Origin of the sequence: Bradyrhizobium sp. STM 3566 (assembly GCF_045571445.1) — a bacterium.
GTDB lineage: Bacteria > Pseudomonadota > Alphaproteobacteria > Rhizobiales > Xanthobacteraceae > Bradyrhizobium > Bradyrhizobium vignae.
Genome location: NZ_CP120692.1, coordinates 3,762,545 through 3,778,420, shown reverse-complemented (window position 1 = coordinate 3,778,420; position 15,876 = coordinate 3,762,545). Strand labels below are relative to the sequence as shown.

Sequence of the window (15,876 nt, the reverse complement as noted above, 5' to 3'; positions counted from 1 at the left end):
TCCTTTATCGGCTTGTCCGAAATTTGGAAACGAACCTGCGTTCGGTCATTGTCTTGAGCATGATCCTTTCGGAAATTTGCTACACACTTTTCCGGATCATGCTCTAGCGCGTTGCGTCCGCCAGCCAGCCGAACACCGAGAAAACCAAGGGCTTTCGTTCCAGATTGTAGGTTTCGGTGTCGCGCGCGGCGCGGACGATCTTTTCCCATACCTCAGCTAGGCGCGCAAGGCGCGGCAGGTTCTGGTTGGCATTGGCCTCATCCGCATGCAGGCGCTCCGCGATCCAGCGGTCGATGCCATCGATGAAGGCGGCAAGCGCGACGCGGTCGCTGGTGCCGAGCGAATCGCCCAGCGTGTGCAATTCGCGCGGATCGACCTGCGGCAGGCGCGCAAGCAGCGCCGCCGTGCGCTGCTGAAGCTTCAGCGCGTCGCCACCGAGCAGCGTCAGCGCCCGCGCGACGCTTCCCTCGGAAGCATCGGCCGCCTCGCGCAGCGCCGGATCGTTCGGATCGAGCTCGGCCGCCGAAGCTGCCGCCCCGATCACATCATCTGTGGCGAGCGGCCGCAGGCGCAGCTTGCGGCAGCGCGACTGGATCGTGGCAAGCACCCGCGCGGGCGCGTGGCTCACCAAAAGGAACAGCGATTGCTGCGGCGGCTCTTCGAGAATTTTCAGGAGCGCGTTCGCCGCGTTTGGATTGAGCTCGTCGACCGTGTCGACGATGCAGACGCGCCAGCCTTCGGCCGCCGCGGTCGAGCCAAAGAACGCGATCGTCTCCCGCGTCTCGTCCACGGTGATCACGGTGCGCATCACGCCGCGATCGTTGGCGGTACGCTCCAGCGTCAGCAGCCCGCCATGCGAGCCGGCCGCCACCTGCCGCGCCACGGCGTCATCGGGATCGATGGCGAGGTCTTCGGCGCGTTGCACGGCGGGGGCCAGCGGCTGAGAATGGGCGAGCACGAAGCGCGCCATGCGATAGGCCAGCGTCGCCTTGCCGATCCCTTGCGGTCCGCCGATCAGCCAGGCATGCGGAATGCGTCCGCTGCGATAGGCCGCAAGCAGCGCGGCCTCGGCCTCGCGATGGCCGAACAGCCGCGATGTCTCGCGCGGATGCGGAATGGCGGTTTCGCGCTCCGCCTGACGCGGGCTCATGCGGAAATCACTGACGCAGGCGTGGGGAGCAGACGCTCGCGCAGCGCGGTCCAGACGCGCCCGGCGACCGTTTCGGGGTCGGAATTGGCATCGATCAGCACGCAGCGCGCGGGATCCTCCGCCGCGATCTTGCGATAGGCCTCGCGCAGGTCCTGGTGGAAGCTGAGCTTCTCGGACTCGAACCTGTCAGGCGTGCCGCTGCCGCGGCGCGCGGCGGCGCGTTGCAGGCCAATCTCGACCGGCAAGTCGAGGATGATGGTGAGATCGGGCTTGAGATCGCCGATGGTGACCCTTTGCATGGCGTTGATCAGGCCCTCGGGTACGCGGCCAAGGCTGCCCTGATAGGCCCGTGTCGAGTCGGCGAAGCGGTCGCAGAGCACCCAGGTGCCCTGATTCAGCGCAGGCTGGATCACGGTGCGGACATGGTCATCGCGCGCGGCGGCAAACAGCAGCGTCTCCGCCTCGGGGCCGAGCAGCTTGCCCATGCCCGACAGCACCAGATGACGCATGATCTCGGCGCCCGGCGAGCCGCCCGGCTCACGCGTGACCCGGACGCGCAGCTTCGCCGCCTTGAGGCGGTCAGCGAGCTTCTTGATCTGGGTCGACTTGCCCGTGCCCTCGCCGCCTTCAAAGGTGATGAAGCGTCCGCGTCCGGACGGCCGCTGTGCCGCGCTCTCACTCATGATCAGAGCTTCTCGGCGCCCGCGCGGAACATGCCGATCACGAGCTCGCTGGCGCCATCGATCGCGCGACGCATGGTCGAGCCGGTTCCGACAGATTCGGCCGCATAGACAGGCGTCTCGACCGCAATGTTGCCGCTGCGCCAAACCTTGACCACGCCGACCTGCTGGCCGGCCTCGACCGGCGCGCGCACCGGGCCGCTATAGACGATGCGCGCAATCAGCTTGTCGCTGCCGTTCTTGTGCACCATCACCTTCACCGGCGTCTTCGCCACGAGCTTGACCGAGCGGCTCTCGCCGCCGAACACCTTGGCGTAGCCGACAGGCTGCTCGGCCGCGATCAGCGTGCGGGTCTCGAAATTGCGAAAACCCCATTCAAGCATCTTCTTGGCTTCGGAGGCGCGGTCATCGGCATCCTCGAGACCGTTGACGACCACGATCAATCGCGTGCCGTTCTGCACGGCCGAGCCCACCATGCCATAGCCGCCTTCCTTGGTGTAGCCGGTCTTGAGACCGTCGGCGCCTTCCATCGAATTGAGCAGCGGATTGCGGTTGGGCTGGCGGATCTTGTTCCAGGTGAACTCCTTCTCGCCGAACAGTTTGTAGAACTCGGGGTAGTCCAGAATGATATGCCGGGCGAGGATGCCGAGCTCGCGCACCGTCATCTTGTTGCCCGGGTCGGGCAAGCCGTTGGAATTGGCGAAGGTCGATCTGGTAAGGCCGAGTTCGCGCGCACGCTTGGTCATGAAATCGGCGGCAAAGATGCGCTCATTGCCCGCCATGGCTTCGGCAAGCGCAATGCAGGCATCATTGCCGCTCTGGATGATCGCGCCGTGAAGGAGATCGTCGACGGAGACCTTGCTGTTGATGGCGGCGAACATGGTGGAGCCGCCCGAGGGCGCCCCGCCCCTGCGCCAGGCATTCTCGCTGATCCGGTACTCGTCGGTCAGCTTGATGTCCCCCTTCTTGATGGCATTGAAGACGACCTCTGCCGTCATCAACTTCATCATGCTCGAGGGCGCGCGCAGCTCGTCGGCGTTCTTCTCGAACAGTACGCTGCCTGAGGAGGCTTCGATCAGGATCGAGGTCGGGGCATCGCCATCGAAGCCGGCATCTTCCGCTTTCTTGGCGCCTTGAACACTCTGATTGGCGGCATAGAGAGCCCCGCCCCAGCCGATGCTCGCCACCAAAACCGTCGCGATCAGCCCGCGCGCCAGCATGCTGGCGGTGGGCCAGTTGCGACGAAGCGAAGGGAGACGAAATGCCATGGCGAAGCCCTGAGAGAGGCGTTCTAACAGCTGGAACAGATGCGAACAACACGCGGTTGGACGCTGTCCCTGAGATTGCACGATTCTCGTCGCGCCCCTATCGTGGCATCTCATGTTTCTCGACCAAACCCCTGAAACAAGGCGGAAAAGCGAATGTCCTCAACTCGGATGATCAAGGCCAATGGGGTCGAGCTGTTCGTTCGCGAAGCCGGCCAAGGTCCGCTGGTGGTGCTGTGCCATGGCTGGCCGGAACTGTCCTACTCCTGGCGCCACCAGATCCCCGCGCTCGCCGGGGCCGGGTTTCACGTCGTCGCCCCCGACATGCGTGGCTACGGCCAGAGCGCAGCGCCGCCTGATGTGAACGCCTACTCGATCTTCGACACGGTCGGCGACGTCGTCGGCCTCGTCCAGGCGCTGGGCGAGACCAAGGCGATGGTGGTCGGCCACGACTGGGGCGCTCCGGTCGCCTGGCATGCGGCGCTGTTCCGTCCCGACATCTTCACCGCCGTCGCGGGCCTGAGTGTTCCGCCGCCCTTTCGCGGTCGCGCCAAACCGCTCGAATTGTTGCGCCAGGGCGGCGTCACCAACTTCTACTGGCAGTATTTCCAGGCGCCCGGCATCGCCGAGGCCGAGCTCGAGCGTGACGTCGCCCGCACCATGCGCATCGTCCTCGGCGGACGGGGCCTCGCCGATCCCACCGCGGCCATGTTCGTGCAGGAGGGCAAGGGCTTCCTCGGCCATGCGGGCGCCGAGGAGCCGCTGCCCGGCTGGCTGAGCGAGGCTGATCTGGCCTACTTCACCGAAAGCTTCCGCAAGTCCGGCTTCCGCGGCGGGCTGAACTGGTACCGCAACATCGACCGCAATTGGGAACTGACCGCGCCCTGGCAGGACGCGCAGATCCACCAGCCGTCCCTCTTCATCGCCGGCTCAAAAGACGCCGTAATCACTGGCCTGATCGGCGCCAAGCGCGTCAACGAGCTCGAACGCGTGCTGCCCAATCTCAAGGGCAAGCTGATCCTCGATGGCGCCGGCCATTGGGTGCAGCAGGAGCGGCCCGACGAGGTGAACGCGGCGCTGGTGAAATTCCTGACGGCGAGCGCGGCTCAGTAGAGCCCGCGGCCGCTCAGGATGCTGCGGGCCTCGGCGGCGCCATCGGCTGACGAGAGAGCGCTCTCGGTCGCATAGCGGCCGTCCTCGTCATAGGACACCGCGCGGGCGTTCTGGAGCGCCCGGCCCCGGCTGCGGCTCGATGCCGACATTTCCGACGTCGCGTTGAGCGAGGCCATGTCGGCCGAGCTGTTGCCGAGATTGTAGGGCCGCCCCTCCGGCAGCGGGACCTCGCCGCGAATGGCACCGCGGGTCGAGGACGGCAGCTCCGGTACGAACGGCTTGGCAGACGCGACCCGCACCATCGACGGCGACGGTGCCGGAACGCCGGTGCGCAAGGTGGCCATCAGCTGGCGGTCGTCGGAGCCTTCAAGCGGCGCCCGGCCGACATATTCGACCCGGACCCTCGCAACGCCATTGCCTTTGAATTCAAGGAGTTCGGCGGCCTTGTTCGAGACATCGATGAGGCGGTTGCCGTGATACGGCCCGCGGTCATTGACGCGGACGATCAGCGACTTGCCGTTCGAGATGTTGGTCACCCGCGCGTAGGACGGCATCGGCAGGGTCGGATGCGCCGCGGTCAGCGAGGCCATGTCGAACACTTCGCCATTGGCGGTCAGGCGGCCATGGAAATCATCGCCGTACCAGGACGCCAAGCCCTCGGCGCGGTAGTTGACGTCCTCCTCGGGCACGTAGGTCTTACCCGCCACCACATAAGGTTTGCCGACGCGGTAGGTGCCGCCGCCCTTCGGGACCGGATCGCCCCAGGCCACCACCCGGGGGCTCGACGACACGCCGTATTTCGGATCGACGCGGCTGGCGAACTTGTTCGAGGAGGCGCAATTGGCCAGCACAACGCAAGTTGCGACCGCCGCAACACCGCGCGCGGCTCGCAAAACCGAATCTGACCGTTGGATCCCCATGCGCCCCAAATACCACTTCGCCGGAGGCGTGCCCAACCCGCTTGGCCACGGGGAGCGCTGTCCGGCCCTCTGTTTCCGAAACGGCCCACCACCGCGTCCGAAGTGGTAAGGATAACGCAACCCGAACACGGCGGAAATGGGGAGCCCACAGCGATCACGTCAGGATGGTAAACGCCACGTTCGCTTCTTCCCGTCGGTCTACGGAGCCGAGGGGCCCTTCTCTGTGCCACTCCTGGAGTGCCACTCCTGGACATTCTGTTGCGCCAAATCCTCACTCCACCCCCATTGTCACGCCGCTCACCGAAATTCTTTTGACTGTGCAAGGCTGCACGCGTTCTCTCGGATGCAAGGGCGGGTTTTGGAATTTGACGATGATCGAGACTGTTTCGGCACTGATGGGTCTGGTAAGCGCGGGGATCTTCCTGGCCCATGCGTTTGAAGGTTACCGCACGAGGGCCTGAAGGCACTCGCGCGGGCGGCAAGCATCACCTCTTTCAAGGCGGCGCGTTCGGACGAGTTTGACCGATCCGATCGCGCATCGAAGACGGGAGCGGCAGGTGTCCCATGCGCAACCATGACCTCGTATCCAATGGCTTCCTGGCCTTGACCGCCGGCGGCTTGGTGCTGCTGTGCTCGAGTCTCGTCGCTCTTGCGTTTGCCTGAGTCACCTCTCTGATCTCCAGCCAAGCCATCGCGACACAGCACACAGCTTCGTCAGTTGACTGCGAGCTCCGGGGACGCGCCGCTCAGCGCAGGCCCAACAGCGAACGGCGATAGAAGCTGTCGCCAGCCTCGCGCAGGCAAACGAAGCTGCCGTCGAAGCCCTGGCCGTAGCGCTTCTGACCCTTGCGGTAGTAGATGCCCTTCCTGAAATCGAGCCAGACCACCCTGTCGTGCGGGCAATGACGCTGCGCCTGAGCCTCGTAGCGAAACGGCGTCAGCGGCGTCGCCGAGACCTCGGCGCCGCCTGCACCAACCAGCATGATGCCCGCGCATGTGACCGCACCGGACCACTTGCCAAAACAGCTTCCAGACACGCCCCACCTCCGGTTCGTCGCCATCGCACGACCGCCGATCGCGACGGTAGCACGAAACAGCACCGCCTATGGAAGGCGGCAACCGCATCGCGTCTTCCGCCGGCCATCTCTCACTGCTTGTCCGCTTCGAGCTGCGCCAGCGCCTGGTGCAGACACTCCTGAAGCTTCTGAGCGACCTGCTCACGCGCAACGCCTTTGTCTGCGAGATCACCCGACACCTTGCCGACGACATCGTCGATCGTCCGGCTCTCCAGATGATCCGTCACCAGCGCGGTTGCGTAGCGTGCCGCAGCATCGCCGCTGAGCCCGAGCTGGCCTGCGGCCCACAGCCCGAGCAGCTTGTTGGACCGCGCGGTCGCCTTGAACATGAATTCCTCGTCGCGGGCGAATTTAGCCTCAAAGCCCTGCTCGCGCTTGTCGAACGTGGTCATGGTCAGCTCCATCTGATTTCGCTGATGAGGATCGGACCTGCTGGGAGCGAACGTCTCCGCGGTTCACGTCAGTTTAGGATCGTTGAAGCTTCCTCCCGGAAGCCGAACGCCGTCAAGCCTGGCGATGCGCCCCAGGCCGGGTGCACGGGAAGCCCCGCGCCAGTCAATTCGCTCAAGGCTCGGAATGCTTACAACTCGTTAAGCAGATTCAGCGCCGCATTGCGCGGAGACATCGAGAGCTGACGCATGAACAGAGAGCTGCGGGAGTTTCGACGGCTTGAACGGGTCTGCCTGGAGCAGGCCGCCCTCTCCACCCTGGATCGCGCACGAAGCGGGCTGCCGAAGGTCGCCGACGATTGTCGCGGCCGAAGCAATCGAGGCACAATCACCCCGCGGGGCGTTTGCAGAAGCCGTCCAGGCGCTCAAGCTGGCCTGAGGCCAAGGAGCACGTCCAAGGGGCACGTCCAAGGGGCACGTCCAAGGGGCACGTCCAAGGGGCACGTTCAATGGGCACGTCCAAGCGGCACTGGCCGCCGGAACCCAGTCGGGTGAAGCGATTCAGAGATCGGGCGGCGTGCGCGTTCGCTCAGCCTTTCGCTGCCGCTGCTTCACGCGCCAGCCGCTCGGCCTTCAGCCGTTCCTTGTTGGCGTAAAACGCCTTCTGCGCCGCTTCATAATCGCGCATGGCCTTCTCCGCCTCGATCCGGCGTGCCGCATCGCGCGCGTGGCGCTGTTCGGGGGTCAGGGGTTTGCGTCGGAAGGAAAGGTCTTCAGTCATGCCAAATCAACGTAGCGGCAAGGAAAAAGTTCCGCTTGGCGAGCTGAGGGTCCCTTGAGCGCAGACGCAATAACTCGCAAAACAACCCCATGCACAGTAGCTAAGTCCTGCTGCGACAACACCTTTTGCATCCGCGCAAATGGCGGTTGAGCCGTCGGGCCAAGCAATCCGTACTGCCGTCTTCGGAAAATCACCAGGACAGCCGATCGGTCTCACGAAGGTCCTCTTCCGTCAGCCGACGACATCTCCATCTCGATGTCTGCAAGCACAGGCAAATGGTCGGAATAAGCCCTTGCCTCTCGGTCGGTCCAAACGTTCCCAAACCGGCTGTCGGGCGTTGCATAGATCCTGTCGAGCCGTAGAAGGGGCAGACGCGCCGGGAACGTTCGAAGCCGCGTACGGTTTGGACAGACCTGCGCGAGCACGCGCCGCACCGACTTCACCCAGAACCAGTCGTTGAAGTCGCCGAGGACGACGGTCCTTCCAGGTTTCACCAGGCTCGCCAGAGCCCGCGCCTGTGCATAGCGTTCGTGGACACTGAGGCCGAGATGAGTGGCCACCACGCGCACATCGCCAAAAGGTGTCAGCAGTCCCGTGGCAATCGCTCTGCGTGGTTCCCGCTCCCGATACGATACGTCGACGATCTCGGGCACGCTGGAGAACGGAAACCGGCTCAGGAGCATCTGACCGTACTCGCCATCCCGAGTGACGATCGACTTGGCGTGAACGCGGTGATCGCCGACGACACTCGCCAGCTTCGCGAACGGATCGTCGGACCGCGATCGCGAATCCACCTCCTGAAGCGCGACGACATCCGGCGACCACTTGCGAATGATGCAGCAAACCCCCTCCAGATCGAATGTCGGATTGAGATTGAACGTGCCGTGCACATTCCAGGTCATGAAGCGCATCGGCGCCATCAGCGCCTCCCGGCGAGCCACGTCGCGACGAATTGTGCGCCCGCGCAGATCCCGAGCCAGCCCAGAAATGCCAGGGCCAGCAGCAAAATGTTGCTCCAAGAGGCATTCCTGGCCAGATCCGCGATCTGAGCGCCCAGAACGGCCATGGCGAGAATTCCGGGCATCATGCCCAGCAGAGTTCCAACCAGGAAGTCGCGCAGCGGCAGCGTGCTCGCTCCGGCCACGACATTCACCAACGAGAATGGTGCGACGGGAATCATCCGGATCACGACGACAGCCAGAATGCCCTCGCCCACGACACGTTCCTGGATGCGCCCCGCACGTCGGCCGAGCAACTTCTGGAGGCGTTCTCGGCCAAGTGACCGCCCGATCACAAAAAGAACGAAAGCGCTGAGCAAGACGCCGGCCATTGCGGTGACGAAGCCCAGCCATGGCCCGAGTGCGGCAGCAGTAGCTGCAATGAGCACGAGAACCGGAAACACGACCAGCCCGCCGACGACAAACGCGGTGATCGCGAACAGTGGACCCCAGATGGACTGCGAGTAGGCAGACAGTAGAGCCGAGATATGCGCGGCGTCGGCAAAATCAGTCAATGACGTGTACGACCAAGCCATTCCCAGTCCGAAAAGCCCCACCGCTATCGACCCAATGCCGATTATGGTCTTCGTGCGCCACATGCGCGATGCCGCCCGTTCCAGATGAAGAGGCCGCTCAGGATCCGCCACGGGCTGAACCATTGTGGCCAGCGTACTGGTCAGGACCGAGCACTCCACGTCCCGCAGCGTCTTCGCCCCATCGGCGCTCGCCACGTCGTCCAGCACAGCGAAAAGACGATCCTCGTTTTGCCCTATGATCTGTTCGTCGAGACCACAGAAGTGGGCGATCAGGCGGCGGCGGACCGACGCGATGAAATCCCGATGCTCCTCGGTTGCGGCTTCAAAAATCAGGTCACATTCGCTGTCGGCCCCCATCGACCGATTGTTCAGGTTGGCCGAGCCGATCCTCAAGATCGTGTTATCGACGATGATGAGCTTGCTGTGCACCATCACGGCAGCGTCCGTGTCCCCGCTGCGTGAGACCGGGTAGACGAAGCGGATGCGATCCGCGATACCCGCCGTGCCGAAGCAATCGATGAAAGCTCCGCGGCCGTTTTGCATGGCCTGGGATTCCAGCCATGAGGAGTGCAGCTTGGGCGCGACCACCAGTACCCGAAGCGAAGGCACGCGAAGCATCTGCTCCACCAGTTCACGCGCGATCTTGATGGCGCTGGTGAACTGGTTCTCGATGTAAATGAAACTCCTCGCGGACCGGATCGCTGCAATCAACGAGCGTTCGACCTCATTGATGCTCGAGCCTGCAGGACAGACGACCTCGGTCCTGGCGATGCCGACCGGCATATGCTCGGCCTCGATCGGTACATTCGCCGGCCAGCGACTGCTCCTCGGCGCGCGCCGGTCGTGGGCCTTTCCCCCTGCCGCACGCCATCGCCCTTCCGCAATGTCGAGGAGCGAGGCCGCAGCCTCCCCGTCGACCATGCATTGAACATCATGAAAGGGCGGGTATGGCTTACCCTCGGGATCGCAGCGCAATTCGTGAACGGCGCGATGCTCGCTCGTGTCCCAGCGCCTGATCGTCAGATCGAGCCCGCCGACGAACGCCAGTGAACCGTCGATACAGACGATCTTCTGGTGTTGCGCCGATCCAAACGGAAGCGTGGCATCCAGATGAAACCGGACGCGGCCATATGTTTCGGCGGTAAATTTCGCTGCAGAGTTCCATTCCCTTTCGGAGGCGTAAAACGAGACGAAGTCCCAGACGAGGATGTCGATCCGCAAGGTCGGGCGGCGATGAACGAGCGCGCGCAGGAAGGCGCCGAGTTGTTCCGGCAAGCCGTCATCTGCGCGCCCGGAAGCGCCGACCAGCCTGGTTTCACTATGGATATCCCATCCGATGATGTAGACGAGATCTTGCGCTTCCAGCAGCGCTCGCCGGAGGGCCGCGAAATAAACGGCAGCATCATTCAGAACCGCCACACGCTGCGCTTCACACCGCCGCCAGACGGTGTCGCCGGGCATCAGGGTCGATGAACTCTGAAGCAGGTGGACCTCGCAATTCGCGTTTTCGTCCAAACGCGCCGGACGCTCAAGGGGTTCCACGTCTTCAGTGCGTGCGAATGCCGTTACCTGGTATGCACGCTCTTTGCACCCGCGCTCCTCAAGACATCTGCGATCTTCTCGGGCGCATCGCCGTGAAAATCCACGGAGACCTCGATCGGACCTTCCAGCTTCTGCCGCCCCTCCGGCGCGGGCGACGCCTTGACGTCGCTACCTGCCGGACGGGTCCCCACCGTGTTGGCGCCGCCGGCGGCTTGAACGAACACATCGCTTCGCGGCACGCCGCATTCCTGCACGACATGCTCAACTGCGAGCTCGGCGCCGCGGCGCGTATCGAATTCCCCGATGATCGTACTTTCCACAAGCGCTCTCCATGAATGGGTCGAGAGTGCGAACAACAGGCGAGCCGAGGCCAGGTTCCTGCAAGCTTCGGGATGTGTTTCTCCATCGTTGGAGCAACGGCTTGGTTGGAGCATCGACTTGGTTGGAGCGTCGACTTGGACCACGCGCTGGCGCTTAGAATCGAATGATCCCGAACAGGAACAGAAGTGCGACAGTGACCAGGCCGGAGATCAGCAGCGAGCCGAGACATCCCAGCCGGTTCGAGAAAAAGAAGAACATGCGGGCCCGCTGTGAAACTTCCTGTCGGGCTAATCTCTCACGTTCGAGGGCGTTCCTGCCCCGCTGTCGTTCGTCGTTACGGCGAGGCGCGCCGGCGCTTCGGACCACAAGGCCTGGCGCGAGGCTGCAGACAAATTCCGCGAGGCCGCGGGCAAGGTGACCGCGGCCCGCACCGCGGACGTCGATGCCGCGCTCATTCTACGCCGTACACGGATATTCCGGTGGAGCACTGGTATCACTGATGAGCTGGGCATCTAAGATCAAGGCGCACTGGCACAACAAGCGCCCACGTGGCGATGCCTGGAGATCGACGGGGAGGTTTTCGGCGGCGTGGATGGGAGCGATCCCGAAGCCGGTGGTCGCTTCACTCCTGCGGGACCTCCAGCAGATGGTGGAAGGCCGCCCAGCCTGAAGTCTCCTCGGCCCGCCGGTTCACGCTGGCGGGCTCAATAATAGCGATAATATCGGCGTCGGGGACCGCGATCGTAGTAGTCACCGCCGTAGTACCCTCGGCCCTGCTGAAACTGCGGGGGTACCGTTCCGTTTGGATAGCATTGTCCATCTCGGATATCGACGTCGGCGCCATGGCCGCAGGGCACCGGATATCTGCCATGGCCGTAGCCGCCCCCGCGATAATAGTACTGCCTCGCGGCCTGTTCTTGAGGAGGAAGGTATCCGTTTGGATAGCACATGCCGTCACGGGCGCTGACGTCCCAGCCGTCGCCGCACGGCGGAGGGTGCCTGGGCACGCCATACTGGACCCGCTGGATGGGCTGGTGAGTCTCCATCGCCGGCAAAGCCTGACCCGTGAGTAGCGCTGCGACGAGCCCGATAATAATCATCCGACAACCTCCACAAGGCGCAGGGTGCTTCAGCCGGTATGAACCCCCCGTGAATGGTTCGGTTCACGCTGGCGGGCCTCTCCGTTTGAGGCGGCTGCGATCAGCCGAACGGCGACGGGGCCAGCAAGATCGCCACGCCCAATGAGGTGAAGACGTCTGGGTCTAAGCCACGGTCGATTGCACGCTTGTTTGTGTACAGCCGCGCCCAATAGAGATAATAATATATTGATTTTGTTGATCTTTTGGCGGAAGGGGTGGGATTCGAACCCACGGTACCCTTGCGGGCACGCCGGTTTTCAAGACCGGTGCCTTAAACCACTCGGCCACCCTTCCTGAGCTTGGAACGGCTGTCGCTTAACCCAGTCGACTGCGCAAGGCAACGCGAAGTTGGGCGCCCTAGCCTCCCAGCTCCTTGTCAGGCAAGCGTCAGCCTGTTGCCTTAGGCTGCACGCCTAGCAATCCCGATACCGGCGACATCTCCCAGGGCGTCGCAGGTTGCGAGGCCCGGGTTGGATTGGTCTCCATGCCCGGGCCTCGTTTTGCTGCTCGCAAACGAAACCGGCGCCCCATGAGGAGCGCCGCTCGAAGCCGGTTCTGTTACGTGGCGTCAGTAGCCGCAGGACGCGCAGCCCATCTGCACCGGGGCGTAGTAGGAATAGCCTGGCGAGACCATCTCGACGCGTTGGCGCGTGGCGTATTGCGGCGGGATGCGTTCGTACTGGACGCTCGGGAGCGCCACCATCACGGTCTGCGGCACCATCACGGTGCGATACTGCGCCGGCGTGCGGTGCGCGACGACGGCGCCGGGCGAGACCATCACGGTCTCGTCGACGGTGCGGTATTGCGGCGGCACATATTGCTGCTGATAGCAGGTCGTGCACGACGGCGGCGCATAGCAATTGTAGCAGCCTGCGGAGGCTGCGTCCGTCATGGACATCGCGGCGACGGCAGTGGAAAAAACAACGGCGAGAGTACGAGACATTGCAGTGGTGCCCCAATTGCCCGAAATGGATTTGCGAAGGTCGCGGGAGTATACGCCGCAAGACCTTGCTTGGCCGAACTTCGTCGGGGCATCCTTAACGCGAACGGCTGATCGCGGCGAACCGGTAAGAACTCATTGACCACGCGCATTGGCGCGCGATGGGCGTCTGCTCCGAAGTCCGCATGACGAGCGAGAGCGTGATCGCTGCTCCGGCAATTCGACATCGCCGCGGTACTCGTTCAAGCGGAAGTTTCTTCCGCCGATGGTCGAGCCTCAACGCCTCGCGGCTCTTTCCAGGAACTCCAGCAGCGAGGGATCGGTCTCCTCGAGTTCGACGAAGCGGCGGCGCAGCTCGTCGGCGATTTCGGCGGTGGCATCCCGCGACCATCCCTCCGCGGTATTGAAGGCCACGATGCGTGTGGGATGCAGATACTGCCCTTCGGCGAGATGTCTGAGCAGGGTCGCGCGATTGGCATCCTCCTCGGCAGTTTCACACCAGGCGCGGCCCAGCCGGCGGCCGAAATCATCGAGCACGAGATAGACGTCCTGGTCTGTCGTAATTTGCGGCACGAGTGATGGAGAATGACTCATGGCTAGCTCCGCTAGTGTCAATCCGGAGCGTTGCGGACGGATCTCGATATGGTGACCGCCTCGGCCGGATTCGGAAAACATGAATTTCGGCGATGTTTCTCAGGATGGCACGATTAAATCGAAAATAAAATAAAAAATAATAAGAATTAAATAGCGAGGTGTGGACAAATGCACTAAGTTGACCGGGCCTGGCGGGCGAGCCCGCGCGTCGGGTGCCCACTTCGCAAACGGCTCCCGCTCCCACCCCCAACAGCCCACGCCCCGGGAAGCGGGGGCCGTTCTTTCCGAATCTTCTCTTCGGCTCCGTGTTTCCTGCAACGGCGCACCCGCGCGCTCGCGTGGAGCCGCGAGCCGTTCCGGAAGACCGTCGATCCAGCCTGTGACGTGCCGATCAGGCGCCTATCTCGAGCGCCGCTTCACCTCGCGCACCGCGCCGCGCGCGGCGCTGGTGGTGAGCGCGGCATAGGCCTGAAGCGCGGTCGAGACGTTGCGCTTGCGGCTCTGCGGCTGCCAGGCGGCATCGCCCTTCGCCTCCTCCGCAGCGCGGCGCTTGGCGAGCTCCTCGTCGGAGACTTCCAGGCTGATGCTGCGGTTCGGGATGTCGATGGCGATGCGGTCGCCGTCGCGCACGAGACCGATGGTGCCGCCTTCGGCAGCTTCCGGCGACAGATGGCCGATCGACAGGCCCGAGGAGCCGCCGGAGAAACGGCCGTCGGTAACGAGCGCACAGGCTTTGCCGAGGCCCATCGATTTCAGATAGCTCGTCGGATACAGCATCTCCTGCATGCCGGGGCCGCCGCGCGGGCCTTCATAGCGCACGACGACGACGTCACCGGCGACGACCTTGCCGCCCAAAATGCCTTCGACCGCGGCGTCCTGGCTCTCGAACACGCGCGCGGGGCCGGAGAATTTCAGGATCGAGGCGTCGACGCCGGCGGTCTTCACGATGCAGCCGTCCTGCGCGAGGTTGCCGTAGAGCACGGCGAGACCGCCGTCCTTGCTGAAGGCATGTTCGAGATCGCGCACGACGCCCTTCTCGCGGTCGGCATCGAGCTCGTCATAGCGGCGCTCCTGGCTGAACGCGACCTGGGTCGGGATGCCGCCGGGCGAGGCGCGATAGAAGGTGCGCACCTGTTCGCTCTTGGTGCGCTTGATGTCCCAGCGCTCCAATGCCTCGTTCATGGTCGGCGCGTGCACGGTCGAGACCGAAGTGTCGATCAGCCCGGCGCGGTCGAGCTCGCCGAGAATGCCCATGATGCCGCCGGCGCGGTGCACGTCCTCGACGTGCACGTCAGCCACTGACGGCGCGACCTTGCAGAGCACGGGCACCCGGCGCGACAGCCGGTCGATGTCGCGCATGGTGAACTCGACCTGGCCTTCATGGGCGGCGGCGAGCAGATGCAGCACGGTGTTGGTCGAGCCGCCCATCGCGATGTCGAGCGTCATGGCGTTCTCGAACGCCTCGAAGTTCGCGATGTTGCGCGGCAGGACCGAAGCATCGTCCTGCTCGTAGTAGCGGCGGACGAGATCGACGATGGTGTGGCCGGCCTCGACGAACAGGCGCTTGCGGTCGGCATGGGTTGCGACCACCGAGCCGTTGCCGGGCAGCGCGAGGCCAAGCGCCTCGGTGAGGCAGTTCATGGAATTGGCGGTGAACATGCCCGAGCAGGAGCCGCAGGTCGGACAGGCCGAGCGCTCGATCACCTTGACGTCGTCGTCGCTGACCTTGGAGTCGGCGGCGGCCACCATGGCGTCGATGAGGTCGACGGCCCTGGTCTTGCCCTCGAGCTTGACCTTGCCGGCCTCCATCGGGCCGCCCGAGACGAACACGGCGGGGATGTTGAGCCGCAGCGCGGCCATCAGCATGCCGGGCGTGATCTTGTCGCAGTTGGAGATGCAGACGAGTCCGTCGGCGCAGTGCGCGTTGGCCATGTACTCGACGCTGTCGGCGATCAACTCGCGAGAGGGCAGGCTGTAGAGCATGCCGTCATGGCCCATGGCGATGCCGTCGTCGACTGCGATGGTGTTGAACTCTTTCGCCACGCCGCCGGCCTGCTCGATCTCGCGCGCCACCAGCTGGCCGAGATCCTTGAGATGGACGTGGCCGGGCACGAACTGGGTGAAGGAGTTGACGACCGCGATGATCGGCTTGCCGAAATCGCCGTCCTTCATGCCCGTCGCACGCCAGAGGCCGCGGGCGCCCGCCATGTTGCGGCCGTGGGTGGTGGTGCGGGAGCGATAGGCTGGCATGGCGGTTTCCGTCCTCGATTGGCTTGGGCCGGGCGGAAAATGAAAGCCGCCTCAGGCCTTTCCGGCCGGATAGCGCACGGACCCGGCGGGCGCAACGGGAACTTGCCGCGAAACGGCCCGGATCGGCCCCGTGCAGGCCTCCCCTGCTCCCGGCGCGTGGGCGCAGGCGGTCTCAGCCGTCA

Annotated in this window: 15 protein-coding genes and 1 tRNA gene; 1 reads left to right on the top strand and 15 read right to left on the bottom strand. The window is 64.2% G+C overall.

Features of this window, described 5'->3' with window-relative positions:
- Positions 1-103 precede the first annotated feature (103 nt).
- Genes P6U27_RS18140 through P6U27_RS18130 form a run of 3 tightly spaced genes read right to left on the bottom strand, consistent with a single transcriptional unit; the run spans position 104 to position 3,098 of the window.
- On the bottom strand, positions 104-1,150 hold the full coding sequence (locus P6U27_RS18140) for a DNA polymerase III subunit delta' (RefSeq protein ID WP_122403262.1): 1,047 nt from the start codon (positions 1,148-1,150) through the stop codon (positions 104-106).
- Positions 1,147-1,833, bottom strand: a complete 687-nt coding sequence (gene tmk, locus P6U27_RS18135) for a dTMP kinase (protein ID WP_407194340.1) — start codon at positions 1,831-1,833, stop codon at positions 1,147-1,149. Before tmk ends, P6U27_RS18140 begins: the two co-directional genes overlap by 4 nt.
- 2 nt (positions 1,834-1,835) lie before the next feature.
- Entirely contained in the window at positions 1,836-3,098 is a 1,263-nt protein-coding gene (locus P6U27_RS18130; RefSeq protein WP_407194339.1) for a D-alanyl-D-alanine carboxypeptidase family protein, read from the bottom strand.
- Between the two features lie 153 nt (positions 3,099-3,251).
- Here P6U27_RS18130 and P6U27_RS18125 point away from each other — a divergent pair, with 153 nt between their 5' ends.
- Positions 3,252-4,208 carry an alpha/beta fold hydrolase gene (locus P6U27_RS18125; RefSeq protein ID WP_122403259.1) on the top strand — a complete coding sequence of 319 codons (957 nt, stop codon included), beginning with the start codon at positions 3,252-3,254 and terminating at the stop codon, positions 4,206-4,208.
- Here P6U27_RS18125 and P6U27_RS18120 read toward each other — a convergent pair.
- The 12 genes from P6U27_RS18120 to ilvD form a co-directional block, all read right to left on the bottom strand.
- Positions 4,202-5,128 carry a septal ring lytic transglycosylase RlpA family protein gene (locus tag P6U27_RS18120; protein ID WP_122403258.1) on the bottom strand — a complete coding sequence of 309 codons (927 nt, stop codon included), beginning with the start codon at positions 5,126-5,128 and terminating at the stop codon, positions 4,202-4,204. The two genes, P6U27_RS18125 and P6U27_RS18120, sit on opposite strands and share 7 nt — an antisense overlap.
- Positions 5,129-5,874: 746 nt before the next feature.
- Positions 5,875-6,111, bottom strand: a complete 237-nt coding sequence (locus tag P6U27_RS18115; RefSeq protein ID WP_245163180.1) for a hypothetical protein — start codon at positions 6,109-6,111, stop codon at positions 5,875-5,877.
- Positions 6,112-6,275: 164 nt separating this feature from the next.
- Positions 6,276-6,596 carry a DUF1476 domain-containing protein gene (locus tag P6U27_RS18110; protein ID WP_162500276.1) on the bottom strand — a complete coding sequence of 107 codons (321 nt, stop codon included), beginning with the start codon at positions 6,594-6,596 and terminating at the stop codon, positions 6,276-6,278.
- A gap of 586 nt (positions 6,597-7,182) precedes the next feature.
- Positions 7,183-7,374: a hypothetical protein gene (locus tag P6U27_RS18105; protein ID WP_122403255.1), complete on the bottom strand. Its 192-nt coding sequence runs from the start codon at positions 7,372-7,374 to the stop codon at positions 7,183-7,185.
- A gap of 212 nt (positions 7,375-7,586) precedes the next feature.
- The gene (locus P6U27_RS18100) at positions 7,587-8,393 is read right to left on the bottom strand and encodes an endonuclease/exonuclease/phosphatase family protein (protein WP_407194338.1); all 807 of its coding nucleotides are present in this window, start codon (positions 8,391-8,393) and stop codon (positions 7,587-7,589) included.
- A complete protein-coding gene (locus P6U27_RS18095; protein WP_407194337.1) occupies positions 8,294-10,369 on the bottom strand; it encodes a VTT domain-containing protein in 2,076 nt (691 codons plus the stop codon). Before P6U27_RS18095 ends, P6U27_RS18100 begins: the two co-directional genes overlap by 100 nt.
- A 104-nt stretch (positions 10,370-10,473) precedes the next feature.
- Positions 10,474-10,770, bottom strand: coding sequence for a hypothetical protein (locus tag P6U27_RS18090; RefSeq protein ID WP_129143480.1), 297 nt, complete (start codon positions 10,768-10,770; stop codon positions 10,474-10,476).
- A 705-nt stretch (positions 10,771-11,475) separates the two neighbouring features.
- Entirely contained in the window at positions 11,476-11,871 is a 396-nt protein-coding gene (locus tag P6U27_RS18085; protein ID WP_407194336.1) for a hypothetical protein, read from the bottom strand.
- A 243-nt stretch (positions 11,872-12,114) separates the two neighbouring features.
- Positions 12,115-12,204 (bottom strand) — tRNA-Ser (locus P6U27_RS18080).
- Positions 12,205-12,478: 274 nt separating this feature from the next.
- Positions 12,479-12,802 (bottom strand): hypothetical protein, encoded by a 324-nt coding sequence (locus P6U27_RS18075; RefSeq protein WP_407194335.1) that lies wholly within the window; start codon positions 12,800-12,802, stop codon positions 12,479-12,481.
- 324 nt (positions 12,803-13,126) lie between these two features.
- The gene (locus P6U27_RS18070; protein ID WP_122403251.1) at positions 13,127-13,444 is read right to left on the bottom strand and encodes a hypothetical protein; all 318 of its coding nucleotides are present in this window, start codon (positions 13,442-13,444) and stop codon (positions 13,127-13,129) included.
- A 399-nt stretch (positions 13,445-13,843) separates the two neighbouring features.
- Entirely contained in the window at positions 13,844-15,694 is a 1,851-nt protein-coding gene (gene ilvD, locus P6U27_RS18065; RefSeq protein WP_407194334.1) for a dihydroxy-acid dehydratase, read from the bottom strand.
- Between the last annotated feature and the right edge of the window lie 182 nt (positions 15,695-15,876).

Bases quoted from the DNA above. Each gene is read 5' to 3' on its own strand.
- P6U27_RS18140 (WP_122403262.1), bottom strand. From the start codon at position 1,150: ATGAGCCCGCGTCAGGCGGAGCGCGAAACCGCCATTCCGCATCCGCGC.
- tmk (WP_407194340.1), bottom strand. From the start codon at position 1,833: ATGAGTGAGAGCGCGGCACAGCGGCCGTCCGGACGCGGACGCTTCATC.
- P6U27_RS18130 (WP_407194339.1), bottom strand. From the start codon at position 3,098: ATGGCATTTCGTCTCCCTTCGCTTCGTCGCAACTGGCCCACCGCCAGC.
- P6U27_RS18125 (WP_122403259.1), top strand. From the start codon at position 3,252: ATGTCCTCAACTCGGATGATCAAGGCCAATGGGGTCGAGCTGTTCGTT.
- P6U27_RS18120 (WP_122403258.1), bottom strand. From the start codon at position 5,128: ATGGGGATCCAACGGTCAGATTCGGTTTTGCGAGCCGCGCGCGGTGTT.
- P6U27_RS18115 (WP_245163180.1), bottom strand. From the start codon at position 6,111: ATGCTGGTTGGTGCAGGCGGCGCCGAGGTCTCGGCGACGCCGCTGACG.
- P6U27_RS18110 (WP_162500276.1), bottom strand. From the start codon at position 6,596: ATGACCACGTTCGACAAGCGCGAGCAGGGCTTTGAGGCTAAATTCGCC.
- P6U27_RS18105 (WP_122403255.1), bottom strand. From the start codon at position 7,374: ATGACTGAAGACCTTTCCTTCCGACGCAAACCCCTGACCCCCGAACAG.
- P6U27_RS18095 (WP_407194337.1), bottom strand. From the start codon at position 10,369: ATGCCCGGCGACACCGTCTGGCGGCGGTGTGAAGCGCAGCGTGTGGCG.
- P6U27_RS18085 (WP_407194336.1), bottom strand. From the start codon at position 11,871: ATGATTATTATCGGGCTCGTCGCAGCGCTACTCACGGGTCAGGCTTTG.
- P6U27_RS18075 (WP_407194335.1), bottom strand. From the start codon at position 12,802: ATGACGGACGCAGCCTCCGCAGGCTGCTACAATTGCTATGCGCCGCCG.
- P6U27_RS18070 (WP_122403251.1), bottom strand. From the start codon at position 13,444: ATGAGTCATTCTCCATCACTCGTGCCGCAAATTACGACAGACCAGGAC.
- ilvD (WP_407194334.1), bottom strand. From the start codon at position 15,694: ATGCCAGCCTATCGCTCCCGCACCACCACCCACGGCCGCAACATGGCG.